Raw genomic sequence first — 26,015 nt, 5'->3', positions numbered from 1 at the left:
GGGCCGCGACCGGATACCGGAGAGCGGCGACCGGAATCAGCGGCGGTCCGGGCCCTGGGCGATGAGCCGTTCCAGGAGTTCGTGGAAGTCGTCGCCGACGACGATCCGCAGGTCGCCCCGCTCCTCGTCGTGCTCGCTGAGCTGGGTGAGGGTGCCGTCGCGCCACCAGAAGACGTACGGGCTGATGGCGCCCGGCACGTCCTCGTACCCGGCGGCGGCGAAGGAGGCCATCGCGCCGAGGGCCGGGATGATCGAGGTGTCGCGGATGGGGTGGAAGGCGAGCTGGTGCCGGAAGGGCAGGGCGACGAGGGCGCCGTGCTCGCCGAGCGGGAGGCCGGTGACGCGCTGGACGACGTGGTCGAGGTCGAGGACGCGGCTGGCGGTGTAGAAGGAGTCGCCGAGGATGATCTCGAAGCACATGCCGTCGGCGTCGCGGACCGTCTCGTGCTCCTCGACGGGCAGCCCGCGCAGGTTGCGCAGGGCCCGGTCGCGGAGCTGCGCGTGGTCCCCGAGCCGTTCCAGGGCCTCGTCGGTGAGCATCATGACGCTCTCCGGCAGGTCGAGGGCGAGGACCTCGTACAGCCCGGGGGCGACGGTCCTGGCGTAGCCGAAGGCGCCGGCGTCGATGCCGTCGCCGGAGACGACCCGGGGGTAGAGCTGGGCGCGGATCTGCTCGGGCGGCAGGGTGTCGAGCGCGGAGGGGCCTTCCATGGCGCGGACGACCAGGCCGATGTGGCGGTGGATCATGCCGGGCCAGACGCGGGGGCCGCGCGGGTCCTGGTGGCAGACGGCGGCGAGGTTGCCGAGGCCGTAGCGCCTGCCCTTGTCGTCGACGACGTGGTCGGCGTAGACGGTCACCTCCAGGCCGAGTTCGGCGAAGGTCTCGCGGACCCGGCCGCGGAAGAGCGCGGCCTCCCGCTGGGAGAAGTACGCGAACTCGGGGTCCCTCGGTGCGTCGTCGCCGTCACGCCTGGGTCCTCGTCGCAGCCACCTCACACCCGTCCGCCTTCCGTCGCCGTTGCGCACAGGGTAGCGACTGCGGATGTCAGCCCTTGAGCCGTCGGGCGAACTCGGCCACCGGACCGGACGGTTCGCGGCCCGTGCCCGCCGGGAGGAGGAGTTCGGTGCGGTGGACGAGGCGGGGCGCGACCAGGGGGACGGCCGCCGCGCCGGGCACGCCCTGAGCGGCGGGCAGCGGGAGCAGCGCCAGACCGTGCCCGGCGGCGGCGAGGGCGGCGAGGGTACGGGTGTCGGTGCCCTCGTAGCGCAGGGCGTCGCGGAAGCCGCGCCCGCCGGGCCCGCCGTGGACGGCCCGGAGCCGGTCGAGGGAGATGCCTGCGTCGGGCGCGTCCAGCCAGCGGGCGTCGACGAGGTCGTCGAGCCGGAGCCCGGGGCGGTCGGCGAGCGGGTGGTGGACGGGCAGGACGACGGCGAGGGGTTCTTCGGCGACACGGGTCGCGGCGAGCGGGGCGACGTCCGCGAGCCGCAGCGGGTCGCTGGGGGCGGCGATCCCTTCGACGAGCCCGGCGTCGGCCTCGCCGGTGGCGACGGCGACGGGCACCCCCTCGCGGGGCAGGGCGCGCAGGGTGACGCCGCTGGCGGGCAGGGCGGCGAGGGTACGGGGGGTGAGGGCGAGCGGGGAGGCGGCGACGTCCAGGGTCGCGCGGGGCGCGGCCGCGAACCGGTCGAGGTCGGCGCGGGCCGCTTCGAGGCGGAGCAGCAGCGCGCCGGCGTGTTCGAGGAGCCGCTCCCCGGCCGGGGTGGGGGCGACGGGCCGCCGGGTGAGCAGCGGCAGTCCGAGGTCGCTCTCCAGGGCGGCGATGTGCTGGGAGACGGCGGACTGGGTGTAGCCGAGGTCGCGCGCGGCCTCGGAGAAGGAGGCGAGCCGCGCGACCGTGACGTACGTGCGGAGCAGGTGCGGGTCCACCGGATCAGGACCCGAAGGGCGTCTTGAGGAGGTCCTTGGCGTAGTAGGCCAGGGAGCGGTTGTAGCGGGGCAGCAGGGGGGCGAGGGCGCCGAGGGCGAGGGAGGCGGCCTCGCGGTCGCGGCCGGTGTCGGCGAGGGCGAGGGCGAGGAAGGCGTCGACGGCGCCGGAGAGGGCCTGTTCGTCGGCGTCGAGGCGGTCGGCGGGGAGGGCGCGCTCGGCGGTGAGGAGTTCGACGCTGCGGTCGGGGCGGCCGAGGTTGCGCAGGCTGCTGGCCAGCTGGATGACGGCGCGGCGGCGGCGCAGCCCGGTGAGGCCGAGGCCGAGGGCCCGCTCGTAGTGGACGACGGCCTGCTCGGGCATGCCGGTGGAGTCGTGGGCGGCGCCCTGCTCGAAGACGGCGGCCGGGTCGTCGGCGGGTCGCTCGGCGGCGAGGGCGGCGACGCGGGCGCGGAAGTCGGCGGGTTCGAGGTCGTCGAGGCGCTCCCAGAGGGCGGTGACGCGGGACTCCCAGTCGTGATCGTTCGTCATGCGCCCACCCTAGCGGGGCGAGGATAAGCGTCCGTGATGGAAGGACCAGGAATCATCGTTGGACGTGAACGGGCAGCGCCGCCCAGCATGATGGGCATGAACTCACCGACGCACACCCCCCGGATCGCCCTGGTCGGCGACCGCTCCCCGCACGTCCGCTCGCACGTCCGCATCCCCCTCCTCCTAGACGCCCTCGCCGAGCGCGACGGGCTCGTCCTCGACGCGTACTGGATCCCGACGGCCGACGCGGAGGCCCTGGGCGCGGTGAGGCGCTTCGACGCGGTGTGGTTGCTGCCGGGCAGCCCGTACGTGAGCGAGGCGGGGGCGCTCGCGGCGATCCGTACGGCCCGCGAGGACGGCATCCCGTTCCTCGGCACCTGCGCCGGCTTCCAGCACGCCCTGATCGAGTACGCGCGGGACGTCTGCGGCCTGGAGCGGGCGGCGCACGCCGAGAACGACCCCTCGGCCGACCCGGACGACCTGCTGATCGCGCCGCTCGCCTGCTCGCTGGTGGGCCACGAGGGGGTCGTACGGGTCACCCCGGGCTCGCGCGCCGAGAAGGCGCTGGGCGCGGAGCGGACGACGGAGCGGTACCACTGCAACTACGGCTTCGACAACCGCCACCTGGACACCCTGGGGGCCCACGGTCTGCGTTTCACGGGCGTGGACGAGGAGGGCGGCATCCGGATCGCCGAACTCCCCTCGCACCCCTTCTTCCTGGCGACCCTCTTCCAGCCGGAACTGGCGGGCGACGGCACCCGCCCGCACCCCCTGATCAGGGCGCTGGCGACGGCGGCGACGGAACACGCGCGCGGGGAGCTGGCGGTGAAGGCGCCCACGTACGCGGGGGCCGGGGCGCTCTAGGGGCTGCCCGGGGCCGTGTACTGGTGCTGTTCCCCCGCGTGCGGCCTCAGAGCCGGGGCAGTTGTCGGTCCACCAGCGCGCGCAGCCGCTCCGCCTCCTCGGGGGAGGGCAGTCCGCGCAGCGGCAGCACCTCCACGAGCAGGATGTTCGGGTCGCGGCTGAGGAGCACCAGGTGGTCGCGGGTCTCGCGGTAGCCGCGGAAGACCGACCAGCGCTGGAGGAGCGACACGTGCGCGGTGTCGACCGTGATCCCCGTCCCGCCCACGGACGCGCGGTACTCGCCCTGCCAGGCGACCGTGCGCAGCGCGTGGTGGGCCTGGAGGCGGGGCATCGCCCAGACGAGGACGGCGCAGAAGGCGACCAGGACGAAGGACACCGCGGAGGGTCGGCCCGCGGTCAGGGTCTGCAGGGCGCCGGCCCCGAAGAGCGCCGTGAGACCCCACCGGACCAGGTGGAGGCGGCGGAGGCGCTCACGCACCAGGACGCCGGCGAGGATGTCGGCCCGCGTGGGCCGGTAGACCAGCTCGACCATGTCCATGTCCGTGTCCATGGACCGGCAGCGTAGTACCCGTCTAGGCAGTTTCGTTTGGATCTTCTGCTCGTTGGTCTGGGTGTGTCGTTGACTGACGCGCAGTGGGCGCGGATTGAGCCGTTGCTGCCGGACCGGACGCCGAAGCGCGGTGGCCGGTGGCGTGATCACCGTGAGGTGATCGACGCGATCGCGTTCAAGTTCCGGACCGGTTCGCAATGGGTGCACCTGCCGGAGAGGTACGGCAACTGGCGGGGCGTCTACAACCGGCTGCGGATGTGGGCTCTCGACGGCACGTGGGAGCGGGTGTTCACCGCTCTCATGGCCCAAGCGGACACCGACGAGGACCTCGACTGGGCCCTGTCGGTGGACTCCACGATCGTTCGTGCGCACCAGCACGCGGCCGGGGCCCGCAAAAAGGGGCCCCGGCCGGCGAGCCCGCCGACCACGCCATCGGACGTTCCCGCGGCGGGCTGACCACGAAGATCCACCTCGCCGCGGACGGCCGGTGCCGGCCGCTGGCCTTCGTGCTGGCCGCGGGCCAGGCGGGCGATGCTCTCGCCTTCACCGCGGTGATGGCTCGCCTGCGCGTCCCCCGACCGCGCGGACGGCCTCGCACCAGGCCCGACGTGGTCCTGGCCGACAAGGCGTACTCCTCGCGTGCGATCCGCGACCACCTGCGCGCACGCGGTATCCGCACAGTGATCCCGATTCCGGCGGACCAAGCGCGCGAACCGGCTGCGGCGCGGCAGCCTCGGCGGCAGGCCGCCCGCCTTCGACCGCGAGGCATACAAGCAGCGCAACACCGTCGAGCGGTGCATCAACCGCCTCAAGCAGTGGCGCGGCATCGCCACCCGCTACGAGAAGACCGCCACCATCTACCGCGCCGGACTGCGCATCGCAGGCATCTTCCTCTGGTCCGCCCGCTGATCCAAACGAGATTGCCTAGCGGTACATCGCGTAGAGGCTGCCGTTGTGGGAGGTGACGCCGGGTTCGCCTTCCATCGCGCCGACGTCGGCGTTCGGCATGCGGACCCAAGGGCTGTTGGGGTCGGGGGTGTTCAGGGCGTGGATGTGCCCCGCGTTGCCGCGGGCGACGAGCCAGACCTTGCCTTTGTGGGTGGCCAGGGTGGGGCCTTCCGGTGTGTTCCAGCCCGACGGCGGGGGCACGAAGTCACAGACGATGCCGAGCATTTCGGCGACCGAGTTGACTCCGTCGTGCTCGCGAAAGGCAAACCAGTTCCTGTCGCCGTGGGTGGTCATGGACGCCCTGTGGGCGGTCTCGTGGGCGGCTGGCCACGGGTAGAGCTGGTTCCAGGTTTGCCCGTCGGAGGAGTAGGCGATCTGCCCCCCTCTCCAGGAGCTCTGCCAGTTGTACGTGTAGTACGTGGCGTAGACGTAGTCATCCTTCGCGGACATCGACGCGGCCCGGTCGGACTTGGCCGTCCCGGCGAGGTGGGTGGTCGTGCTCCACGCCGTCCCGCTTCCGGCCCAGGTGCTCAGAAGTACGTCGCCGTTCAGCGCGATGACCGTCGCGTACAGCCTGCCCTTGAAGGCGACCAGGCCCGGCACGAAGTCGCTGGACCAGGAGTTCACGCGCTGGGGTGGAGACCACGCGCCGTTGGTCATGCTGCTCCACATCACCGCGCGGTCGCCCGGGCGGACGTACATGCAGTGGAGTTTGCCGCCGAAGGAGACCAGGGACGCGGGTGAGGCGCTTCTCCAGCCCAGGGACACCGGGGCGCTCCAAGCGGTCGCGCCGTCGTCGACGGTGAGGTACTTCAGGGCTCCGGTGGGGAACACCGGTCGCTCGCCGGCGTACTTCACCCGCAGGGTGTGGCGCCCGTCGCCGTTGAAGTCCCAGTCGAAGTCCCGCTTGTTGTACATGGTCACCAGCGCGTTGCGGTCGAAGAAGAACGTGCGCTGGCAGGACAGGTCGTCGTCGTTGCGGAACGCCTCGTTCAGATCCACGATGATCCGGAACGCGTAGTCCATGACGTCCATGACCACGCCCGCGTAGCCGCCGCCGGGAGTGGCCGTGATGATGCCGAGGGTGATGTCCACCCAGACGGGCTTGTTCATCCACGCGTCGATGAACCCCATCAGCGCCCGGTAGAACGCGGACGGGCTCTCGTCGGCCTCCCACACCATGACCGTCCCGGCCACGAACTTGGCGGCCTCCGCATCGAACACCACCTTGTCGACGCTGGCGAAGGCGCGGGTCTGGCCCTCCTTGACCGCCCCGAACTCCAAGGACTTGTACGCCGGGGCGACGTGCTTGTCCGAACGCAAGCCGGCCGTCCAGTAGATCTCGTCCCGGCCACCCCACTGGTCGCCGACCGCGCGCCGGCAGGTGAAGCTCTCGAACTGGAACTTGGCGTTGTAGGCGGGATACTCCGGGCCGGTGTCCGCCTCCACCTGCGGCGGGCCCACCACCACAGTGGTGCCGAAACCGACGTCGCCCACCGCCGCCTCGAACCCCGGGCTGTCCATCGGCGCCCCCGCGCTCACCGCGCCCAGGTCCACGACCGCGCAGTTCGCCCGCCCGGCGTTCTGCGCGCGGATCCTGGGCAGGTGCGCCTTCAGGTCTTCGACGGTAAATCCCTGGGACACCGGCTTGTCGGTGACGACCTTGGGCAGGACCGCCACCTCTCCGAGGTCGGAAACTGCGGCCCGGTACTCCGAGCCGGCGGCGGCGAGTTCCGCGTCGGTGAGGATCGTGCCGAGCGCGTCCAGCAGGTCCCGCTCCAGACTGTTCAGGCCCAGACCCTGGTTGCGGCGTTCCGCGGCGTGCAGGGCCACCCCGAAGAGCACGTTGCTCTCCCGGGCCTGCCGCAGCCCCCGCATCCATTTGCCGTCCGCGCGTGACCCGGTCCCGCGCAGCAGGTCGCGTACCCCGCCTGCGATGTCCCGTGCCTCTGTCTGATCACCGTTCGTCGCCATCGATGCGGGCCTTTTCCTCGGTGGTCCCGCGAGCGGGCACCCACGGGAAGAAGAACCGGTGAGCGTCTGGGACTTCACACGCCGGTCCACTTGAGCGGTTCCATCGGATACACGGCGTCAACCCGGAATGATGAGAGATACACCCGTACAGGGGACGCGAGCCCCGCCTGGCCCTGGCCCATATCTTGGATGGTTTCGACGATCTTGAGGGCGGTCACGCGGTCACGCGGTTCCGGCTCCGAGCCCGACACTGCCTGCCGCAATGCCAGCCTCCGATCCTGGGGACCATCCGAGTCGGTCAACACGCCGTCAGGGCCACGCGAAGCGGAGACCTGCCGCGCAGCACGGTAGATACCCCATTCAAGATCACCAACGGCATCCGAAACTCGCCCGCTGATCCAAACGAAACTGCCTAGCTCATCCTCACGACCAGGTCGGCGCGGTCCCGGCCGCGGGCCACCAGGCGGGCGTTGGCCTCGTCGGAGTCGTGGACCCAGCGCTCGGCGTGGGCCCGGTCCTTGCCGAAGCGGACGTGCCGCTCGACGAGCCGGGGGACGCGGCGGCGGGCGTCGAGCTCCAGGTACCAGGCCTCGTCGAGGAGGGGCAGGACGCCGGCCCAGGCGCCCTCGTCGTGCAGGAGGTAGTTGCCCTCGGTGACGACGAGCGGGACTTCGGGCGCGACGGGTATCGCCCCGGCGACAGGCTCCTCCAGGGAGCGGTCGAAGGCGGGCGCGTAGACGGTGGTGCCGGGGGCGGGGGTACGGAGCCGGGCGAGGAGCGCGGTGTATCCGGCGGCGTCGAAGGTGTCCGGCGCGCCCTTCCTCCCGGCCCGGCCGAGCCGCGCGAGCTCGGTCTGCGCCAGGTGGAAGCCGTCCATCGGCACGAGCACGGCGAGCCCGTCGAGCCGGGCGACGAGCCGCCCGGCGAGCGTGGACTTCCCGGCCCCGGGCGCCCCGGCGATCCCGAGCACCCGGCGCGACCCGTGTCCGGCGAGCGCCCGCGCGCGCCGGACCAGCCGATCGAACTCCTGCGCGTCCATGCGGGGCATTCTCGCACCGCCGCAGCGACCCCGGCCCCTCTCAGCCGACGGGAACCGGCTGTGCCAGGTGGGGCGTCGAGCGGTGCAGGCCCCGGCGGTCGTAGAACCGGGTGAAGGCGAGGCCGAGGACGAGCGACACGGCGAAGCCGATGCCGACCATGGTCCAGGCGCGGCCGAGTCCGGCGTCGACCTGTGCGTCGAAGTAGAGGATGGACCGGACGCCGTCGACGACCTGCCGGAACGGTTCGAACTCGGCCAGGAAGCGGTAGAAGTCCGGGAGCGCCTGGATCGGGATGGTGGCGCCGGCCGACGGGACGGCGAGGCCGATCAGGACCAGCATCGAGACGATCGGGCCCGGGGTGCCGAAGACGGCGAGCAGGGCGAGCGCGGTGATGCCCATGGCGGCCGTGGCGCAGGTGCCGAAGAACCACAGCATCGGCCGGTGGGAGGCGTCGATGCCGACGACGTCGACGGCCGCGATCATGGCGAGCGCGGAGGTCAGCATCGACAGCACGACCATGAGCACCGAGCAGACCAGGAAGTGGTGCACCCGGGTGGCGTGCTGGACGGGCCTGAGGGCACGGAACGGGCCCTTGTCGCTGGCGACGTAGCCGAGGTCGGTGTCCACCTGCATGTGGATGACGTTGGCGCCGAGCATGCCGCCGAGGACGAGGACGAGCGCGTAGAAGAAGGCGCTCAGGCCGAGGCCGCTGTGCTGTCCGAGGGGGTGGCCCTCCTGGACGGAGATGTGCACCGGGTCGGCGATCATCAGCTGGGCTGCCGCGCCCGGGGCGGTGTGCGCGGAGGCGCCCTGGGCCGCCGCACGGTGTGCGGCCGCCTGCCCCAGCTGCCTGCCCACCTCCGCGGAGGTGGTCGCGACGACCTTGCGGTTGATCTCCGTGGCCATGGCGGACCCGAAGCTTCCTGCGGCGGGGTTGGTGAGGACCGTCATGGTCGGCGGGTGCGGTGTGCGCTGCGCGGGCCCGGCGAGGGCGGCCACGGATGCGGAGAAGTCGTCGGGGATGACGAGGGCGCCGAACACCTTGCCGCGGGCCAGGAGGTCCTCGGCGGTGCGGCGGTCGACCTGCTTCCAGTCGACCTTCTCCTTGAGGTCGGCCGACCCGGTGATCTTCGCGGTGATCTGTGCGCCCAGGTCGATCTCCTTCCCGGCGACCCGGGTGCCCTCGTCCGTGTCGACCAGGGCGATGGGCAGGTCCTTGGTGTAGCCGGCCGGGTCGTTGTCGGCGCCCAGGTAGAGCAGCGACAGGACGAACGACAGCAGGCCGAGGATCACCGCCGAGGGCAGCCACACGCCGCGCCGGCGCAGCAGCCCGCGGGCGCTCACGCGCAGCGGGTGGGTGGGTTCGGACATGGCAGGGGCTCCCCCTTCGATGGGGTGTCGTCGCTGGTCGGCGACACATTAGAAACTTTCACTATCTAGCTGGAGAGTGGCACTATCTAGTGAAGATGTCCATTCGAGCCCTGGGAGACTGCTGCTCACACACGGACCAGCCTTCGACCGAGAGCGCCCATGAAGATCTCTGACCTGAGCCGTCTGTCCGGAACGCCGGTCGGAACGATCAAGTACTACCTGCGGGAGGGGCTGCTGCCGCCCGGCCGGCCGCTCGGGGCCACGCTGACCCTGTACGGCGACGAGCACGTCCAGCGCCTGCGCCTGATCCGCGCCCTGACCGCCCGCGGCGGCCTGTCCATCGCCGCCACCCGCGACGTCCTCGCGGCGATCGACGAGCCGCTCGACCCGCTCGCCACGCTCGGCGTCGTGCACTACGCGCTGCCGACACCCGTCGACGCCGCCGAGACGGACGCGGTGGACGAGCAGGCACCGCGGGTCGACGAGCTCGTACGCGCCATGGGCTGGGACGTCTCCGCGGACTCCCCGCACCGCCGCGCCCTCGCCGCGAGCCTCATGGACCTCAGCCGTCTGGGCATCGCGTACGGCACCGGGGACCTGCTGCCGTACGCCGAGCTGGCCGCGGCCGCCGCGAAGCTCGACGTCGACCGGGTCGAGGAGCTCGACGACGCCGAGGACCGGCTCAGGCTCGCCGAGCACGCCGCCATCGTCGTCCTCCTCCTGGAACCGGTCCTGGCCCTGCTACGTCGTATGGCGCAGGAGAACGAGACCCGCCGCCGGGCCGCGTGGGCGCGCACGCCCGACGAAGCCGCCCCGAACCCGCCGGCCGCCCCGCACTGACGAGGGGGCGACCCTCGTGCTCCCCTCCCCCGGACCCTCGTTCGCGTCCCCGTCCGACAAGGGGCACCCCGCACGACGACGCGGGTCGACGCGCCTGGGTTCCCACGCTTTCGCGTATTACGTTGAGGAAATGCCGTCCATCGCACTCGTCACCCTCGTCGTCCGTGACTACGACGAGGCCATCGCCTTCTACACCGACGCCCTCGGCTTCGACCTCGTCGAGGACACCGACCGCGGCGACGGAAGCCGCTGGGTCGTCGTCCGCCCGCGCGGCGCGGCCGGCGTCGGCGGTCTCGGCAACACCGGGCTGCTCCTCGCCCGCGCCAAGAACGAGGAACAGGAGGCCGCGGTCGGCAACCAGACCGGCGGCCGGGTCGGCTTCTTCCTCCACACGGAGGACTTCGCCGGCGACCACGAGCGCATGGCCGCGGCCGGCGTGAAGTTCCTGGAGGAGCCGCGCCACGAGCCGTACGGCTCGGTCGCCGTCTTCGAGGACCTCTACGGCAACCGCTGGGACCTCCTCCAGCCCGCCGGACAGTCCGCGGCCTGAAAAACCGGTGTCGCCCGCGCGGCGGCGCTCCCTACACTCACGGCACGGCGCACCGACCGGTGTGCCGTGCCGTGAGTGTCTACCGAGGAGAGCCGATCGTGCGTACGCGCCGCTTCGACGTGATCCTCGCCTCTCGCTCCGGCCGGTGGCGGCTGCGCGCCCGCCATCGCCGACCCGTGACGTGACCACGATCCCGTAGGGATCCGTCCGGGAATCGCGCTGCCCCGTTCTTCACGCAGCAGCGAAAGGCACCACCCTCATGCGTACCCACAGCGTCCGCAACCTCGGCATCCTCGCCCACGTCGACGCGGGCAAGACCACCGTCACCGAGCGCTTCCTCTACCTCACCGGCGCCACCCACAAGCGTGGCGAGGTCCACGACGGCACCACCGTCACCGACTTCGACCCGCAGGAGCGGGACCGGGGCATCACGATCTTCGCCGCGGCCGTCAGCTGCGACTGGGCGGGGCATCGCGTCAACCTGATCGACACCCCCGGTCACGTCGACTTCTCCGACGAGGTCGAGCGTTCGCTGCGCGTCCTCGACGGCGCCGTCGCCGTCTTCGACGCCGTCGCGGGCGTCGAGCCGCAGAGCGAGACCGTGTGGCGCCAGGCCGACCGCCACGGCGTCCCGAGGATCGCGTTCGTCAACAAGCTGGACCGCGCGGGCGCGGAGCTCGACACCGCCGTGGCGTCGATCCGGGACCGCCTCGGCACCGTCCCGCTCGCCGTCCAGCTCCCCATCGGCCGCGAGGACGGTTTCACCGGCGTCGTGGACCTGGTCGGGATGCGGGCGTACGTGTGGGCCGAAGGCGCCGACACGTACACGGCGCAGCAGGTCCCCGACGCGCTCCGGGAGGAGGCACTGCACCGCAGGCGAGGCCTCGTGGAGAAGGTCGCGGAGCTGCACCCCGGCGCCCTGGAGGAGTTCTGCGAGCGGGACACCCTCTCCGGGGAGACCCTGGCCGCCGCTCTCCGCGACCTCACCCTCTCCGGCGAGGCCGTGGTCGTGCTGTGCGGCTCCGCGTACCGCAACCGCGGCATCGAGCCCCTGCTCGACGCCGTCGTCGCGTACCTCCCGGCCCCGACGGACATGCCGCCCGTACGCGGCGAGGTCCCTGCGGACCCGGAGGCCCCGTTCACCGCGCTCGCCTTCAAGGTGAACGCCACCGCCACCGGCCGCATGACCTACCTCCGCGTCTACGCGGGCACGCTCAGGAAGGGAGACACCGTGCTCGACGCCACCACGACCCGCACCGAGCGCGTCGCCCGCATCCTGCGCGTCCAGGCCGACCGGGCGACCGAGGTCGACGAGGCGCGCGCCGGTGACATCGTCGCCGTCGTCGGGCCGAAGTCCGCCCGCGCCGGGGCGACGCTCTGCGCCCCGGACGCGCCGGTCGTCCTCGAACCGCCGACGACCGCCGACCCCGTCGTCTCGGTCGCCGTCGAGGCCCGCCGCAGCACGGACACGGGCCGGCTCGCGACGGCCCTCGCCCGGATGACGGAGGAGGACCCGTCGCTGGTCGTGCGGTCCGACCCGGAGACGGGTCAGACCGTCCTGTCCGGACTCGGCGAACTGCACCTGGAGGTCGCGGTCGAGAAGCTGCGGCGCGACCGGGGCCTTGAGGTCACGGTCGGCCGTCCGCAGGTGGCGTACCGGGAGACGGTGACGAAGGGCGTCACCGGCCTGCTCCACCGCCACGTCAAACAGGACGGCGGCGCGGGCCAGTTCGCCCACGTCGTCATCGACATCGAGCCGGCGGACGACGAGTTCGTCTTCGCGTCGACAGTCACGGGCGGCCGCGTCCCGCAGGAGTACATCCGCGCGGTCGAGGCCGGCTGCCGGGACGCCCTCGTCGAGGGCCCCCTCGGCGGCCACCCGGTGACGGGTGTCCGGGTCACGCTCACGGACGGCGCCACGCATCCGAAGGACTCCTCGGAGATGGCGTTCCGCACGGCGGGCCGCTTCGCCCTGCGCGAGGCGCTCCGCACGAGCGTGATGACGCTCCTGGAGCCGGTGGCCGAGGTGACGGTCACCGTCCCCGCCGAGTCGGTCGGCTCGGTCCTCGGCGACCTCGCGGCCCGCCGCGGCCGGGTCACGGACTCGACGACCCGGTCCGGTACGGCGGTGGTCTCGGCGACGGTCCCGCTGGCCGAACTCTTCGGCTACGCGTCCCGCCTCCGCGGCCGCACCCAGGGCCGGGGCACCTTCACCACCCGTCCGGCGGGGTACGCCCCGGCGCCGCAGGGGCTGACGGTGTGAACGCGGTCCGGGCCGTGGTGACCCCACGGCCCGGGCCGCTCCGGGCCTGGCCGCTCCCGGCCGGTACGACGCGGCGCGGACCGCCGTCGCCAACGCCCTTCCGGGAAGGCTAGGTTGGCCGTACGGGACGGGAGGGGCACAGGTGACGGGCCGACAGGATCTGGTGTACCGCGTGGAGTCGGACCCGGGCTGGGGGACGATCGCGGCCGGTACGGCGCGCGTCAGCCTGCATCCCGACGAGACGGCCCCCGAGGTCATCGTGGTCAGCGGGCCGTGCCCGCGCTGCGGCCACGAGACCGTGCACGCCGAGCCGCTCGTCTCGTACGCCAACGCGCTCGGCGCCTCCGGGCTGCTGTCCCGTCTGCTGCTCCGCCGGGCCGCCGAAACGGGCTCGCGCGAGGTCGAGGTCATCTGCGCCTGCCCCGCCATCCACCCCGACGCCGGTGAGCACAAGGGGTGCGGGGCCTCCTGGGTCCTGCACGTCGAGTGGGGCGTCTGATGGCGGTCCGTGTCACGGCCGGTACGCCCAGCACACCGGCCAGCCGGTCACGGGCCGAGGAGTCCCGCAGCCTCCTGGTGGGCGAGCTGGCCCGGGTCCGCGCCCAGGCGGAGAACTGGCGCAACGGCCTCGCGGCCCTGCTCGGCCTGCTGACCGCGGTCGGGATCGTCAAGGGGCCCGACACCCTTCAGGGGCTGTCGGGCGGGGCGCGCGGCGCGGTGGGACTGCTCCTCCTCGGGGGACTCCTGCTCGCCGCGGCCGGGGCCTTCTTCGCCATGCGCGCCGCGTTCGGGCTGCCGAGGCGCCGCGTGGCCGACGCCTCGCTGGAGGAACTGCTCACCAGGGAGCGGCTGACCGTGCGCCGGGCCGTCCGGGACCTGCGACGGGCCATCGCCGCGGGATTTCTGGCCCTGGCCGTGGTGACCGCGGGGATCGGTCTGACCTGGTACGGCCCCCGGCCGGGCGAGCCGGGAGTGCAGATCGTGCAGACCGACGGGACCGTGCTGTGCGGCACGCTCGTGGGCATCGACGCGAAGGGGGCGCGGTTGCGCGTCAAGGACGTGGAGCGGCCGGTGCCCTCCGGCCGGATCGGATCGGCGAAGTCGGTGCCGAGCTGCCCCTGAGGACACCCCCTAGTGGTTGGCCGTCCAGCGGGCGTCCGGCACGACACCCTGCCGGTGGAGGTCGAGGATCACCGGGGCGGTCTGCTCCCAGAGGACGTCCACGATCTCCTGGATCGCCGTACCCAGCTGAAGCAGCGGCGCCGCGCCCTCGCCCAGCCGCTCCTCGGCGTGCTCCCGTACGACGCGGCGCCGGACGTCGGTCGGCGGGTGGGTCGAGATCGCGGAACGCGGGGCGATCCCGCCGGTGACCAGCAAGGGCACGGCCCGCTCCAGGACCTCACAGGCGGAGAAGAACAGCTCGACGCCCGCGTGCGGCAGAGACGGGCCGTAATCCTCACCCATCGCCCCCAGGCACAAGTTCCAGCCGATCAGATCGGCCACGGCCTCCTGCTCCCACTTCCAGGCGACCTCGGTGACGTCGACGTCACCTGTCCCCAGCATGCGACGCGGGCTCTTCCGGTCGGACACGTGCTCGGCCATGACGTGTCCGTACTCGTGGCCGAGGACGAAGAGTTCCATCCCGTTCTGAAGGACGGAGCCCATGGCTCTGGTGACCTGCGGCGGCAGGTACTCGGGCGCGAGGCTCGGCCGGCCCTGGAGGAGATAGGCGAGCACGACGTCGCGGAAGCGGCGAACGGCCTCCGGGGAGTTCCGCACGTGACGACGCACCTTGTCGATGTCCACGGAGAACGTGGCCTTGTCGCCCCCGTTCCTCTCGTGGGGCATCGCCAGGGCCACCGCCGTGCCGAACAAGCCGGTGAAGGTGAGGAGTTCGCTCTCGAAGGCCACGATGTGGGTCTTCGAGCCGGGGGCGAGCAGCGTCACGGCGTTGATCTCGCCGGTGGCCAGCAGACCGATCACGGGACGGGCGAAGGAGGCGGGGAAGGACTTCTCCAAGCGGTCGGCCAGCGAGTGGATCAACCAGTATCCCCCTGGAGGTTCATCGGGCCCGCGCGGCGGCCAGCGTTCCCCCGGTGCCATCGCCAACTCGACGATGTGTTCCAACTCCTCTTCCGGCACACCGGGCATCCTTCTCCCGGTCTCGATGAGGAGTTCCTTCCAGCCGGCCCCGTCCCGGGTGTGCCGCAGGCCACTCGCCCGGGCGACCTGGGACTGCAGCTCCCACAGAAAGGCCCGCGCCTTCTCCGCGTCCGTCGTCATCGCGCTGTCCCCCGTCCCTCTCCTCCCGTCAGTCTGTCGGCATCCGGGCGGCGATGTCCGCGGAATCGCCACGGAAGGCGAGGTCGAGTTCGGCCCGTACGGTCTTCCCGACCGGTACGCGGTCGAGCACCGCCCACCGCGTGGCCAGCGCCTCGACGAGGAGCAGGCCCCGCCCGCCCTCGTCGAGCGGCCCCGAAGCGACTGCGGCGGGCCGCCGCTCGCCCCGGGTGTCGGAGACGTCGATCCGGAGCAGCCGCCCGGGCGTGTACGAGAGCACCAGCTCGAAGTCGCGCCCGGGCACCCGGCCGTGGGTGACGGCGTTGGCGGCGAGCTCGGCGACGAGGAGCGCGGCGACGTCGGAGGTCTCGGAGCCGTACGGGAGCCGCCAGCGGTCGAGCTGATGGAGAGCGAGCCGCCGGGCGAGACGGGCGCCGCGTGGCGTCGAGCTGAAGCGCTGGGTGAACACACGTACGGTGACGGTGGGTTCGCGGGTCACGGGGGAGGTCATGGGGCCAATGTGGCGGCGCTCTGGGGGAGTTACCAGGTCAGCAACTCGTACGCTGCGGCAGCGTACGGGTTCACACTCTGGACGGTACCGGTCACTACCCGTGAGCATGGGTGCGTTCAAGCGCGAGCGCACGGGTGCGGGAGGTGGCCGGGGTGACGGAAGCGGTTCCGGACGAGGAATGGGAAGCGGCTTCGGGCGGGAGCGAGCCGGAGACATCGGACAGCCTGAAGGCCTTCGGGGAGGTGGTCAAGGCCTTCCGCAGACGGGCCGGCCTCACTCAGGAGGAGTTCGCGCCGCTGGTCGGGTACTCGGTGCCGACGATCGCCTCGGTCGAGCAGGGCCGCCGTTTACCGTCCGCCGACTTCGTCGGGCGTGCGGAGGAATTGCTCGACGCGTTCGGGACGATCCGGGGAGCGGCGAAGCATTTGGCCCGGAACCCGGGCCTCGCGAGGTGGTTCCGGCAGTGGGCGAAGCTGGAGGCCCAGGCGGTGACGCTCTACACGTACGAGAACCGGCTGGTGCCTGGACTTCTCCAGTCGACGGCGTACGCGAGGACGCTCTTCGAGAAGCAGATTCCCGCGATGGGAGACGACGAAATCGAGGCGAATCTCGCGGCCCGCGTGAAGCGGATGCAGCTCCTCACGGAGCGCCCTCACACCATCTACAGCTTCATCATCGAGGAGCACGTACTGCGCCGCCAGACGGGCGGCCCGGAGGTCATGCGCGAGCAGATCGGCCACATCCTCGACATGTGCGCCCGGCGCAACATCGACATCCAGATCATGCCGCAGTCGCGCGAGCACCACGCGGGCCTCGATGGCCCCATGCGTCTCCTGGAAAGCGTGGAGAACAAGTGGTACGCCTATTGCGAGGGCCAGCGGGCCGCCCACCTCCTCACCGACCCGAAAGAGATCAGCATCCTCCAGAAGCGATATGCCAGGATGCGAGCACAGGCTCTGTCTGCCGAGGACTCCGTGAGCCTGCTGCGGGAGATGCGAGGAGCACCATGAGCACCACAGACCTGGCCTGGTTCAAGAGCAGTTACAGCGGCGGCGATGGCGACGACTGCGTCGAGGTCGCCCTCTCCTGGCACAAGTCCAGCTACAGCAGCGGCGACGGCGACAACTGCGTCGAGATCGCCTCCTGCCCCTCCACCGTCCACGTCCGTGATTCCAAGCGCCCCACCGGCCCCCAGCTCGCCCTCTCCCCCGCCACCTGGACGGAGTTCCTCGCCCGGCTCGGCTGAGGAAGCGTCACCTCCATGTCCGTGGTTCGTAACGAGCGGGCCCGCACCGGAATACGGCGGCTTCTCCGGCGCAGAATCTGCTCGTCGAGCCATGCGAAGCACACGGGGGACCACCATGCGCGCTGCCCGCAAGACCTGGAAGACGTACACCTTGGGGGCCGTGGCCGTCGCCGCGCTGCTCTCCTCCACGGCCTGCGGGCCGAGCGGCGGCACGGAGGACGGGGCCGCGAGCCAGGCCCCGTCCGCCGCTCCGTCCGCCACCGCGAGCGCGACCGGCTCGACCCCGTCGGAGGCCCCGAGCCCGACCGGGTCGGCGAAGCCCAGCGCCACTGCCACCGCCGAGCCCGGTGGTGACAGCAAGGACAAGGCCCCGGCCTGCGCCGACCCCGACGTCTCGATCGACACGTCGTACTGGCCTCACGACTCGGGTCAGCACCTCCTGATCACGGCGACCAACGACACCGACAGGGCGTGCACGCTGTACTTCTACCCGTTCATCTACTTCGGTCAGGAGACCGAGAACCCGCTGCCCCCGATGGAGTCCCCGGCGAAGGCCGTCGCCACGATCGGGCCGAAGCAGAAGGCGTACGCGGGCGTGAAGCTGTTCCTGGGCGGCGAGAAGACGGAGACGTACGAGTCGTTCGGCATCGCGTACCGGGACCCGAGCAACAACAACGACAGCGCCCCGATCGACGTCGCGTTCTCGAAGGACGTCCAGTTCGTGACCGTCGGCCGGAAGCCGTCGGTGACGTTCTGGAACCTGGACCGCAGCGAGGTCGAGAGGTTCGTCTTCAAGGCCAGGTGAGGCCGGCGGCGCGAACACGTGTGCCAGGATGCGTGTACCTGCCCGCCATCGGCACGAGGAGCGATCTCCATGAGCACCACCCCCGGCCCGTACCTCTCCGAGCTGTTCTCGCTCGACGGGCGCACCGCCCTGGTCACCGGTGGCAGTTCCGGTATCGGCAAGGCCATCGCCGGGGCCCTGGCACGGGCGGGGGCGAGCGTGGTGGTCCTGGCCCGCAAGGAGGCCGAGCTCGTCGCGACCGTGGACGAGCTGACGGCCGACGGCTGCCGGGCGGCCTGGGTGAGCGCCGACCTGAGCACCCGGGAGGGCATCAAGGCGGGGGCGGAGGCGGCCGCGGCCGTCTTCGGGGAGCCGGACATCCTGGTGAACTCCGCCGGCATCAACCTCCGTCCGCCGTTCGGCGAGCTGGGCGACGAGGTGTGGGACACGACGATGACGGTGAACCTGGAGGCGCCGTTCCTGCTCGGCCGCCGCTTCGGGCCCGGGATGGCCGAGCGGGGCTTCGGGCGGATCATCCACATCACCTCGCAGCAGGCGCACCGCGCGTTCGTGCAGAGCGGGGCGTACGGGGTGTCCAAGGGCGCCCTGGAATCGCTGGCCCGCTCGCAGGCCGAGGCCTGGTCCCCGTACGGCGTCACCGCCAACACGCTGGTCCCCGGCTTCGTGATGACCCCGCTCAACCAGCGCCTCTCCTCCGACCCTGAGAAGGTCGCCGCGCTGGCCGCCCGCACGATGGTCGGCCGCAACGGCCTCGCGGAGGACTTCGCGGGCGCGGCCGTGTTCCTGGCGAGCGCCTCCTCGGCGTACGTCACGGGCCAGTCGCTCTTCGTGGACGGCGGTTTCTCGGTCCACTGAGGCGCCCCGGCCCGGTCGGACGTCGGGTCAGACGTAGAAGTCCTCCGCGTCCCGCATGGGATACCCGTACCCGGCCATCCCCCCGTACTTGCCGGTCCCCATGTAGTAGTTGCCGGTGTGGTGCAGGCAGAAGAACCGGCTCCGCTCGTCCATGACGATCACCTCCCCCTCCGAGGAGTCCCAGCCGACGGGGAAGAGCCGCACGCCCAGGTTGCGGCTCAGCTCCGCGATCTCCTCGGCGGTGCTGTCCCAGACGATGACCGGCTCGATGTGCAGGTAGTCCTCGCGCCGTGCGTCGATGGTCAGGCGGAGGCCCGCGTGCTCGGCGAGAAACTCGGTGGCGGCGGCGAACGGCTCCACGGGGAACCCGACGTCACGGGTCTCCTCGACGACCTCCGCCACGAACGCCGCGGCCTGTTCGGCGACGTCGCGGCCGGGGAACCAGCCGTGTTCGCCGAACCAGGCGTCGACGTCCGCGGGGGTTTCGGGACGGGGCATGTGCGGCTCCTGGGGTGCGCGGGCGGTGCCACCCATCCTGTCCCTTCATGGTCGGCGGCCCCACAGGGGGGCGCAGTTCAGCGTGCGGAATCGGCCACATGCGCCCCTGGTGGCCCTACCGTTTTCGGTCATTGTCGGCCGACCCCCTGGCGATGCGCTCGTGGACCACTTGAATGGCCTCACACGTGTGCGGAGAACAATCGGGGGTTGCACATGGATCCACTGACCGCCATCGCGGCCGCGGGCGTCGCGCTCGTCGTCAAGGGTGCGCTTGAGGCCACCGGCCAGGAGGCCGGCCGCAGTGGCTGGAACGGCGGCGCCCGGCTCGTGGAGCGGATCAGGGCGCGGTTCCGGGGCGACACGGAGGCCGAGGCCGCGCTGGAGCGCGTCACGGACGCACCGGACGACGAATCCGGCCGGCAGGTCCTGGAGCGGATGCTCGCGGCCCACATGCTGCGGGACCGGCAGTTCGAGGACGACCTGCGGCGCTTCGTCGACGAGGCCGTGGCCGCCGGTGGGCGCGGCGGCGCGCAGGTCAGCGCCGCCCTGATCAAGAACGCCCAGGTCTTCAACGAGAAGGTCGAGATCAAGGGCGACTGGAACGTCTCCTGACGGTGTGACCGGCGCGGCGACGGCGGCGCCCGGCGCGGCCCGGTCACGTCGCCGTGCCGTCGCGTCGTTGTGCCGTCGCGTCGTGGTGCCGTCACGTCGTCGTCCCGTACCGCCCTCGTCCCGTACCGCCCTCGTCCCGTACCGCCGTCTCCCGTCATGTCGTCGTCCCGTACCGCCGTCTCCCGTCGTGCCGTCGCCCCTCCCGGAAGTCCGTGTGCCATGAGTGAGGAAGTCACCGCCCCGTCCGGCGGGACGAAGCCCGGCCCCGAACCCGCCCCGAAGCCTCCCGAGGCCGATCCGGACGCGAAGGCCTCACCGGAGAGCGAGCGGCGGGGCGCCGGGCCGGAACAGGACGGTCCCGTCAGCGAGTCCGACGCGCTGCGTTCCCTCGCCGAGGGGAGCGGGACCGACGACCCCGAGCGCTCCGAGGCGCAGCGCGCGGGTGCCATCGCCGACCTGATCGCCCAGCGCCTCAGCGCCGACGCCTCCGGCACCCGGATCGGCACCCTGGCGCTCTTCAACGACACGGTCAGCTTCGGCGGCGGCTTCCACACGGACGGCGGGCGGGGCGCCACCCGCCACGGCAGCGGCTCCGTGTCGGCGCTCACCTCCGCCGAACTGACCGACCACACCGAGCTGTTCGTCCAGCCGGACGGCTACGACTCCGCGCTCGCCGCCCTCTGCGAGCGGCGGCTCCTCGTCCTCACCGGCCGCTCCGGCAGCGGCCGTGAGGCCACCGCGGTCAACCTGCTCGCCGAGGCCCTCGTCCTGGGCGGCGCCGAGGGCGGCGGGATCTGCCACCGCCTCCTCGACCCCGCCGCCGTCCTCACGCCCGGCTGGGAACCGCCGGTCGGGAACAGCGGCTACCTGGCCCTCGTCGAGGACGGGCCCGCCGGGGCGCGGGACTTCACGGCACTCCCGCGACGCCTGCACGCCGTCGTGGCCGCCCTGCGCGCGCACGGCTGTCACCTGGTGCTCACCGGCGGCCAGGACCTCGCCGTCGCCGTGCGCGGCGACGGCGGCGAGTCCGTCGCGGAGCACGTCCTCACGCCCGTCGACCCGCTGGCCGTCCTCGAACGGCGGGTGCTCGGCCACGGCGCGACGCCGGAGGCCCGTACGCGACTCCGTGCCGAGCTCGCCGCCGGCGGGGTCGTCGACACCCTGCGGGAGATGCCCGCCGCCCGGCACGCCGCCCGCCTGGCCGCCGACATCGCCGCCGGCCGGGACGTGCCCGCCGCCGCGGCCGCGCTGCGCGACCCCAGCGACCAGGTCAGGGCCTGGTTCGACCGGCACCGGAACCCGGAGGCCGTGGCCTTCGCGCTCGCCGCGGCCGTCCTGGAGGACAGCGGCTACCTCACCGTCGCCGAAGCCGCCGTCAAACTGCGGGCCGCCCTCGCGACTCCCGAACCGGCACCGCCGGACGTCCGGTTCAGGGACCGGCTCGGCGACGAGCAGCAGTGGATCCGCCTCGACGCCGACGGCTTCGGACCGCCCCGGGTCCGCTTCCGCAACGCGATGCTCGGACAGGTCGTCCTCGTGTACGCCTGGACCGGTCTCGACGGCTGGCGCGAGCCGCTGCTCGCCTGGCTGCGCCGGCTCCTCGACCACAGCGACCTGGAGGTCCGCGCCCGGGCCGCCATCGCCGCCGGGGTGCTCGCCTGGGCCGACCACCACTACGCGGTGCACCGCTTCCTCACCAGGTGGGCCGCCGAGACGTCCTGGCCGCTGCGCCAGGCCGCCGCGACCGCCCTCGGCGTGGCCGGCAGCCGGGAGGAGTCGGCCGAGGCCGTCTGGGAACTGCTGCACGGCTGGGCTCGCGGCGGAAGCTCGGCGCGTCAGCGGCGGCTCGCCGGGACCGCCGCCAACGCGGTGGGCGGGCTCCTCGGCCGTGCGGCGCCGGAGCGGGCCGTGGCCGTGCTGCACGACGCCCTGGACCGCGACGACGACTGGGGCACCCTCCCCTCCGTGGCCTGGGGAGGGGTCCACCTCCTCCACCAGGGGCAGGCGGGAACGCTCCTCGACGCCTATCTGAAGTGGTCCGAACCGCAGGACCTCTCCCCCATGGTCGTGAAGTCGCTCTCCGCGTTCCTCTTCGCCACCACCCGGCCGTACGAAGGAGGAGCCGACGGCCCCGTGGCCGGCGTGCCGGGCGTGCCCCTCCTGCTGAGCGGACTGCCCGCCCACCGACGCGCCGTCGGAGAGCTGTGGGCGCGGTCCCTCGCGCGCCGACCGATGCAGGACACGGCCCTCCTCGCGCTGCGCGACTGGATCGACGTGTACGCCGAGGAGGGTGGTCCGGGCACGCTCGACGCCCTGGGCGGACTGCTCCGCGACATCGCCCGCAAGCCCGGCTCGCACCGCGAACGGCTCGCGTGGTGGCTGAACAAGTGGGCGCACGAACGCGATCGCCCCTCCCGCAACGCGGCCCTGCTCCACCGCCGCCTGACGGCGCCGGCCTGACCCGTACGACGACCTCGAAGCTTCCGAGAAGGGAGGAGGAGCCCGTGGAACAGCAGACCTACGACCCGGTGCTGTCCAGTGAGGAGCTGCCCAAGTGGCGGCTGACGAAACCGGTGCGGCCGCCCGAGCCGGGCCGTGCCCTCGTCCTCGTCAGGGACAGCGGCTCCTCCCTGACGATCCGCAGCGGCGAGGAGATCCCGTCCTCGCGCTTCGGCGCGTACAGCGGGATGTTCACCGTCGACATGACCGAGCACCGGCTCGTCCTCGACATCCCCCTGCTCAGCCGCGACCCCGTGTTCTCGTTCCGCAGCCGCGTCGATCTGGTGTGCCGGGTCGCCGACCCGGCACAGGTCGTCTCGCGCGGCATCCGGGACATGAGCGGAGCCCTCCTCGGCTATCTGCGCAGGACGCTCCGCGAGGTGGCCCGCGACTACGACATCGCCGAGTTCCACCAGGCCGAACGGGCGCTGAACGCGAGACTGGCCGGCTTCACCGGCGACGACGCGATCCGGCTCCGGAACGTGCAGGTCGAACTCCTCGTCGACGAGGACGAGATCGCCACCAGCGGACGCGAGTACCGGGACGTCGTACGGGAGTCCCGGCTCGCCGGCATGCGGCGCGCACGCCACCTCGACATGATCCGCGAGGAGGGCCTCGACGGTCTCATCGCCGAGATCATGGAGAAGGAGGGGGCCCGGGCCGCGCTCACCTGGATCGAGAAGAACGAGGCCGAGAAGCGCGAGGTGAAGCGCGAGATCATGCGCCTCGTCCTGGAGCGCGGCGACGCCGACCGGGAACCCTTCGAGCAGGCCGAGCTGGAGCGCACCGTCCTGGAGGAGGTGCTGCGCGAGAGCGACGGCCTCTTCGACGGCGCCGCCCGCCGGGGCCGCCTGCGCGGCTCCCTCGCCCGCGCCACGGACCCGGCTCCGGCGCTCGGACCGGCCCCGGAGGACGACCGCGCGGAGCCCCGCCGGCCCCTGCGCGGCGAAGTGCTGCGGGAGGAGAGCCCTCGGGGCGGCCGGGGATCGGGGGCGTACGGCTCCGGCCCCCGGGGCGCCGGGCGCTCCGGGCCGCCCGAGGACGAACCCCTGCCGGACACGGGCTCGGACACGCGCGCCCGTCCGGCCTCGGGCGCCCGTCCGGCCACGGACGGGGGCCGCACGGGGCCGGGGTCCGTCCCTCCCCCGCGCCCCGCCCCGACGCCCGACGGTCCGCCCGCCCCACCTCCCGCGGACCGGCCGGCGCCCCGGGTGAGCAGGGTGAAGGGCACCACCAAGCGGGACACCCCTCGCCGCCCCGGACCCGACAGGGAGCGTTGATGCCGGAACACGAGCACAGACCACGGCACGCCGACCGCAGCCACCGCGCGGACTGGTGGCCGCACGCGACGGCGCCCTCCGGGCCATCCGTACCGTCCGAACCCCGGGACCCGGGCCGCCCCGCGGCGCCGCCGGTCCCCGCACCCGGGCCCGCACCGGGCGCCGGGCCCGCCCCCGCGCCGGGTCCGACGGCCTCGAAGGGGTCGCCGGTCGTCCCGCCGGTGCCGGACCGGGCACCGGATCCGGTCGACCGCCCCCGGCCCGCCCGGATGGTCTGGTCGACCCCCGGGGACCTCCAGGGCGTTCACGCGCTCTCGGTGTGGACCGAGCAGGTGCCCGGTCTCGGCGAGGACGCCGAGCCGTTCGTCGCCCATCACTGGGAGACCAGGCAGGGCGTGGTCGCCGTGTTCGACGGCTCCGGCGGCGCCGGCGCCACCCCCGCCTGGCAACGGCCGGACGGCGCCTGGCACACCGGCGCCTGGGTCGCGTCCCGGGTGGCGCGCCTGGCCACCGACTGCTGGTTCCGCGAGGTCGCCGGCGAGACCGAGGCGGCCGGTCCGGAGTCCCTGCACGGCTATCTGAGCTGGTTCCTGGCCAACGCGCCGCAGCGGCCCAGCAAGATCGGCGGCACCATGCGCCGACAGCTGCCCACCACCCTCGCGGGCGTGCACTACCGCGTCCGCGAGCAGGACGCGACCGTCGAGCTGCGCCCGCTGTGGGCAGGGGACTCCCGGGCGTACGTGCTCTCGCCCGAGAGCGGTCTGCACGTCCTCACCCGCGACCACACCCGCGAAAGTGACGCCCTCGAACTGCTGCGCACCGACCCGCCCATGACCAACGTGGTGTGCGCGGACCGCGAGTTCACCGTCGACACCCAGTACATCGCCTCGTTCGCGCTTCCCTGCGTCCTGGTCGCGGCCACGGACGGCTACTTCGGCTATGTGCACACCCCGGCGGACTTCGAGCACCTGCTCCTGAGCACCCTGCGCCGCGCCCACAACGAGTACGAGTGGGGCGACCTGCTGCGCCGCGAAGTGGTGGCGTACACCGGGGACGACGCCTCGCTCGCCCTCCTGGCCATCGGCCACCAGAGCTTCGAGCACCTCCGCGCCCTCTACGAGCGGCGCTTCGCCGACCTCACCGGACGCCACCTGCGGGACCGGCCCCGTCTCCTCGACCGCACCGCGCGGCCCGCGACCGGGGGCGAGGCGGCAGGAGACCCGGAGGACCGGCGCGAGGCGCACGCCCGCGTCCGCGCCTGGCAGGACCAGAGCTGGCAGAGCTACCGCGCCGGATACGAGACCTATCTGCCGCCCGCATCCGAGGAGTACCGATGAAGAAGGGCGACACGATCGCGGGCTACCGCATCGTCACCGACCCCACCAACGCCAATGGCGGCAAGTGCATCTGGGCGTTCGCGGAGAAGAACGGGGGACAGTACTTCATCAAGCAGTTCCTCGAACCCAAGCGCCCGCGCGACGACGCCGCCGACTCGAAGAGCGTACGGATCCGCCGCGAGGTCGCCCGGGAGTTCGAGCAGCGGCACCGCAAGATCATGAAGCGGCTGCGCCCGGACACGCTCGGCGGGGGCAACCTCGTGCTCGCCACCGACTTCTTCCACGAGGGCAGCACGTACTACAAGGTCACGGAGCGGATCGACACCTCCAGCCTGGAACGGCCCCAGACCCTGGAACCGCGGCCGAAGATGGTGCTGCTCAAGACGCTCGGATCGAGCCTCAAGCAGCTCCATGAGACCGGCACCGTGCACGGTGACCTGAAGCCGCTCAACGTGCTGGTCCAGAAGCGGGAGGGGGCGGCGTTCCACTCCGCGCGGCTCATCGACTTCGACGACTCCTACGATTCCGGCGATCCCCCGCGGCCGGAGGACATCTCGGGAGACTCCGCCTACGGCGCCCCGGAGTGGCGGCGCTACCTCCAGGACGACGGGTCGGCCGGCCCCGGGGACCTCACCTGCGCCGTCGACATCTTCGCGCTCGGTCTCATGACCCATGAGTACGTGGTGGGCGAACTCCCCAGGTTCGACCCGAGGTTCGGGTCTCCCTCCGACGCCGTGAACGCCGGGGCGGAGCTCCGGCTCGACCCGCGCCTCTCCGATGAACTGCTGGCCCTGCTGCGCCGTATGACGGCAGCCGATCCACGGACCCGTCCGGACATCTCGGCCTTCCTCGCGGCGCTCTCCGACCCCGCCGTGTGCACGCTCCAGCACCGCCGGCCGGGCACGACCGCTCCCCACGTCCCGGAGGCGAGGACCGCACCCGCCTCCACACCCGGCCCGGGGTCCGGGCCCGCGTCCGGCGAGCGCCGCCCGAGTCGCGTCCGGTCCACCTTCGGGCGCCGCGAGAAGACGGCGGAGACCCCCCGCCCGGCCCGGCCGCGCCCCCCGCCCCCCCCCCGCCGGCCCCCGCCCGCCCGGCAGCGCCCACGCCTCCCCCTCCCCCCCACGGCCGGCCGAGGACCGGCACCCGCACCGGCTGCCACCCCGCCGCCGGGCACGTCCCGCGTCCGCATCAACCTCGGCGGCCGCCGCGGCGACCGCCGCACCCCCTGACAAG

The 26,015-nt window shown here is 72.7% G+C and carries 27 protein-coding genes and 1 pseudogene; 17 read left to right on the top strand and 11 right to left on the bottom strand.

Annotated features, from left to right (window positions below):
* Positions 1 to 36: 36 nt before the first annotated feature.
* Genes AB5J54_RS31040 through AB5J54_RS31030 form a run of 3 tightly spaced genes read right to left on the bottom strand, consistent with a single transcriptional unit; the run spans position 37 to position 2,456 of the window.
* Entirely contained in the window at positions 37 to 996 is a 960-nt protein-coding gene (locus AB5J54_RS31040) for a hypothetical protein (protein ID WP_369147212.1), read from the bottom strand.
* 49 nt (positions 997 to 1,045) lie between these two features.
* The gene (locus AB5J54_RS31035; RefSeq protein ID WP_369147211.1) at positions 1,046 to 1,927 is read right to left on the bottom strand and encodes a LysR family transcriptional regulator; all 882 of its coding nucleotides are present in this window, start codon (positions 1,925 to 1,927) and stop codon (positions 1,046 to 1,048) included.
* A gap of 4 nt (positions 1,928 to 1,931) precedes the next feature.
* On the bottom strand, positions 1,932 to 2,456 hold the full coding sequence (locus tag AB5J54_RS31030; protein ID WP_369147210.1) for a tetratricopeptide repeat protein: 525 nt from the start codon (positions 2,454 to 2,456) through the stop codon (positions 1,932 to 1,934).
* Between the two features lie 87 nt (positions 2,457 to 2,543).
* Between AB5J54_RS31030 and AB5J54_RS31025 the strand changes: the two genes are divergently transcribed.
* Positions 2,544 to 3,320 carry a hypothetical protein gene (locus tag AB5J54_RS31025; RefSeq protein WP_369147209.1) on the top strand — a complete coding sequence of 259 codons (777 nt, stop codon included), beginning with the start codon at positions 2,544 to 2,546 and terminating at the stop codon, positions 3,318 to 3,320.
* Between the two features lie 46 nt (positions 3,321 to 3,366).
* On the opposite strand, the gene AB5J54_RS31020 is transcribed toward AB5J54_RS31025, so the two are convergent.
* Complete coding sequence (locus AB5J54_RS31020; RefSeq protein WP_369147208.1) at positions 3,367 to 3,870, bottom strand: YcxB family protein; 504 nt, start codon at positions 3,868 to 3,870, stop codon at positions 3,367 to 3,369.
* A 63-nt stretch (positions 3,871 to 3,933) separates the two neighbouring features.
* Here AB5J54_RS31020 and AB5J54_RS31015 point away from each other — a divergent pair.
* Positions 3,934 to 4,269: pseudogene (locus AB5J54_RS31015) on the top strand (IS5 family transposase); the annotation flags it as partial.
* Positions 4,203 to 4,835 carry a transposase gene (locus AB5J54_RS31010; protein ID WP_369149506.1) on the top strand — a complete coding sequence of 211 codons (633 nt, stop codon included), beginning with the start codon at positions 4,203 to 4,205 and terminating at the stop codon, positions 4,833 to 4,835. The pseudogene AB5J54_RS31015 and the gene AB5J54_RS31010, both read left to right, overlap by 67 nt.
* On the opposite strand, the gene AB5J54_RS31005 is transcribed toward AB5J54_RS31010, so the two are convergent.
* The 4 genes from AB5J54_RS31005 to AB5J54_RS30990 form a co-directional block, all read right to left on the bottom strand.
* Entirely contained in the window at positions 4,795 to 6,792 is a 1,998-nt protein-coding gene (locus AB5J54_RS31005) for a hypothetical protein (protein WP_369147207.1), read from the bottom strand. The genes AB5J54_RS31010 and AB5J54_RS31005 overlap by 41 nt on opposite strands.
* A 74-nt stretch (positions 6,793 to 6,866) precedes the next feature.
* Positions 6,867 to 7,010 carry a hypothetical protein gene (locus tag AB5J54_RS31000; RefSeq protein WP_369147206.1) on the bottom strand — a complete coding sequence of 48 codons (144 nt, stop codon included), beginning with the start codon at positions 7,008 to 7,010 and terminating at the stop codon, positions 6,867 to 6,869.
* A gap of 194 nt (positions 7,011 to 7,204) precedes the next feature.
* Positions 7,205 to 7,831 (bottom strand): nucleoside/nucleotide kinase family protein, encoded by a 627-nt coding sequence (locus tag AB5J54_RS30995; RefSeq protein ID WP_369147205.1) that lies wholly within the window; start codon positions 7,829 to 7,831, stop codon positions 7,205 to 7,207.
* 40 nt (positions 7,832 to 7,871) lie between these two features.
* Positions 7,872 to 9,203, bottom strand: coding sequence for a DUF3533 domain-containing protein (locus AB5J54_RS30990; protein ID WP_369147204.1), 1,332 nt, complete (start codon positions 9,201 to 9,203; stop codon positions 7,872 to 7,874).
* A gap of 159 nt (positions 9,204 to 9,362) precedes the next feature.
* Here AB5J54_RS30990 and AB5J54_RS30985 point away from each other — a divergent pair, with 159 nt between their 5' ends.
* The 5 genes from AB5J54_RS30985 to AB5J54_RS30965 all read left to right on the top strand — a co-directional run bounded on the left by AB5J54_RS30985 (position 9,363) and on the right by AB5J54_RS30965 (position 13,978).
* The gene (locus AB5J54_RS30985; RefSeq protein WP_369147203.1) at positions 9,363 to 10,043 is read left to right on the top strand and encodes a MerR family transcriptional regulator; all 681 of its coding nucleotides are present in this window, start codon (positions 9,363 to 9,365) and stop codon (positions 10,041 to 10,043) included.
* 130 nt (positions 10,044 to 10,173) lie between these two features.
* The gene (locus AB5J54_RS30980; RefSeq protein WP_369147202.1) at positions 10,174 to 10,593 is read left to right on the top strand and encodes a VOC family protein; all 420 of its coding nucleotides are present in this window, start codon (positions 10,174 to 10,176) and stop codon (positions 10,591 to 10,593) included.
* A gap of 259 nt (positions 10,594 to 10,852) precedes the next feature.
* Positions 10,853 to 12,856 (top strand): elongation factor G, encoded by a 2,004-nt coding sequence (gene fusA, locus AB5J54_RS30975; protein ID WP_369147201.1) that lies wholly within the window; start codon positions 10,853 to 10,855, stop codon positions 12,854 to 12,856.
* 142 nt (positions 12,857 to 12,998) lie between these two features.
* Positions 12,999 to 13,355, top strand: a complete 357-nt coding sequence (locus AB5J54_RS30970) for a hypothetical protein (RefSeq protein WP_369147200.1) — start codon at positions 12,999 to 13,001, stop codon at positions 13,353 to 13,355.
* Entirely contained in the window at positions 13,355 to 13,978 is a 624-nt protein-coding gene (locus AB5J54_RS30965; RefSeq protein WP_369147199.1) for a hypothetical protein, read from the top strand. The genes AB5J54_RS30970 and AB5J54_RS30965 overlap by 1 nt, the downstream gene beginning before the upstream one ends.
* A gap of 9 nt (positions 13,979 to 13,987) precedes the next feature.
* On the opposite strand, the gene AB5J54_RS30960 is transcribed toward AB5J54_RS30965, so the two are convergent.
* Both AB5J54_RS30960 and AB5J54_RS30955 read right to left on the bottom strand, forming a co-directional pair.
* A complete protein-coding gene (locus AB5J54_RS30960; protein WP_369147198.1) occupies positions 13,988 to 15,139 on the bottom strand; it encodes a hypothetical protein in 1,152 nt (383 codons plus the stop codon).
* A 28-nt stretch (positions 15,140 to 15,167) separates the two neighbouring features.
* Positions 15,168 to 15,647, bottom strand: coding sequence for an ATP-binding protein (locus AB5J54_RS30955; RefSeq protein ID WP_369147197.1), 480 nt, complete (start codon positions 15,645 to 15,647; stop codon positions 15,168 to 15,170).
* Between the two features lie 143 nt (positions 15,648 to 15,790).
* Here AB5J54_RS30955 and AB5J54_RS30950 point away from each other — a divergent pair, with 143 nt between their 5' ends.
* The 4 genes from AB5J54_RS30950 (at position 15,791) to AB5J54_RS30935 (ending at position 18,553) form a co-directional block, all read left to right on the top strand.
* Complete coding sequence (locus tag AB5J54_RS30950; RefSeq protein ID WP_369147195.1) at positions 15,791 to 16,657, top strand: Scr1 family TA system antitoxin-like transcriptional regulator; 867 nt, start codon at positions 15,791 to 15,793, stop codon at positions 16,655 to 16,657.
* Positions 16,654 to 16,893: a DUF397 domain-containing protein gene (locus tag AB5J54_RS30945; RefSeq protein ID WP_369147194.1), complete on the top strand. Its 240-nt coding sequence runs from the start codon at positions 16,654 to 16,656 to the stop codon at positions 16,891 to 16,893. The genes AB5J54_RS30950 and AB5J54_RS30945 overlap by 4 nt, the downstream gene beginning before the upstream one ends.
* Positions 16,894 to 17,008: 115 nt before the next feature.
* Entirely contained in the window at positions 17,009 to 17,698 is a 690-nt protein-coding gene (locus AB5J54_RS30940) for a DUF4232 domain-containing protein (RefSeq protein ID WP_369147193.1), read from the top strand.
* 69 nt (positions 17,699 to 17,767) lie between these two features.
* The gene (locus AB5J54_RS30935) at positions 17,768 to 18,553 is read left to right on the top strand and encodes an SDR family NAD(P)-dependent oxidoreductase (RefSeq protein WP_369147192.1); all 786 of its coding nucleotides are present in this window, start codon (positions 17,768 to 17,770) and stop codon (positions 18,551 to 18,553) included.
* 27 nt (positions 18,554 to 18,580) lie between these two features.
* Here AB5J54_RS30935 and AB5J54_RS30930 read toward each other — a convergent pair whose 3' ends face one another.
* Complete coding sequence (locus AB5J54_RS30930) at positions 18,581 to 19,051, bottom strand: SUKH-3 domain-containing protein (protein WP_369147191.1); 471 nt, start codon at positions 19,049 to 19,051, stop codon at positions 18,581 to 18,583.
* A gap of 213 nt (positions 19,052 to 19,264) precedes the next feature.
* On the opposite strand from AB5J54_RS30930, the gene AB5J54_RS30925 reads away from it, so the two are divergent.
* The 5 genes from AB5J54_RS30925 (at position 19,265) to AB5J54_RS30905 (ending at position 26,011) form a co-directional block, all read left to right on the top strand.
* Positions 19,265 to 19,663 carry a hypothetical protein gene (locus AB5J54_RS30925; protein WP_369147190.1) on the top strand — a complete coding sequence of 133 codons (399 nt, stop codon included), beginning with the start codon at positions 19,265 to 19,267 and terminating at the stop codon, positions 19,661 to 19,663.
* A 219-nt stretch (positions 19,664 to 19,882) separates the two neighbouring features.
* Positions 19,883 to 22,123: a hypothetical protein gene (locus tag AB5J54_RS30920; RefSeq protein ID WP_369147189.1), complete on the top strand. Its 2,241-nt coding sequence runs from the start codon at positions 19,883 to 19,885 to the stop codon at positions 22,121 to 22,123.
* A gap of 44 nt (positions 22,124 to 22,167) precedes the next feature.
* Positions 22,168 to 23,442, top strand: coding sequence for a hypothetical protein (locus AB5J54_RS30915; RefSeq protein ID WP_369147188.1), 1,275 nt, complete (start codon positions 22,168 to 22,170; stop codon positions 23,440 to 23,442).
* Positions 23,442 to 24,779 (top strand): serine/threonine protein phosphatase, encoded by a 1,338-nt coding sequence (locus AB5J54_RS30910; protein WP_369147187.1) that lies wholly within the window; start codon positions 23,442 to 23,444, stop codon positions 24,777 to 24,779. Before AB5J54_RS30915 ends, AB5J54_RS30910 begins: the two co-directional genes overlap by 1 nt.
* Positions 24,776 to 26,011 (top strand): lipopolysaccharide kinase InaA family protein, encoded by a 1,236-nt coding sequence (locus AB5J54_RS30905; RefSeq protein WP_369147186.1) that lies wholly within the window; start codon positions 24,776 to 24,778, stop codon positions 26,009 to 26,011. Before AB5J54_RS30910 ends, AB5J54_RS30905 begins: the two co-directional genes overlap by 4 nt.
* Positions 26,012 to 26,015 lie beyond the last annotated feature (4 nt).

The organism is Streptomyces sp. R44, assembly GCF_041053105.1.
In the GTDB taxonomy this organism is placed as follows: domain Bacteria; phylum Actinomycetota; class Actinomycetes; order Streptomycetales; family Streptomycetaceae; genus Streptomyces.
The sequence above is the reverse complement of the archived record's forward strand: the minus strand, read 5'-3'. Positions and strand labels throughout refer to the sequence as shown.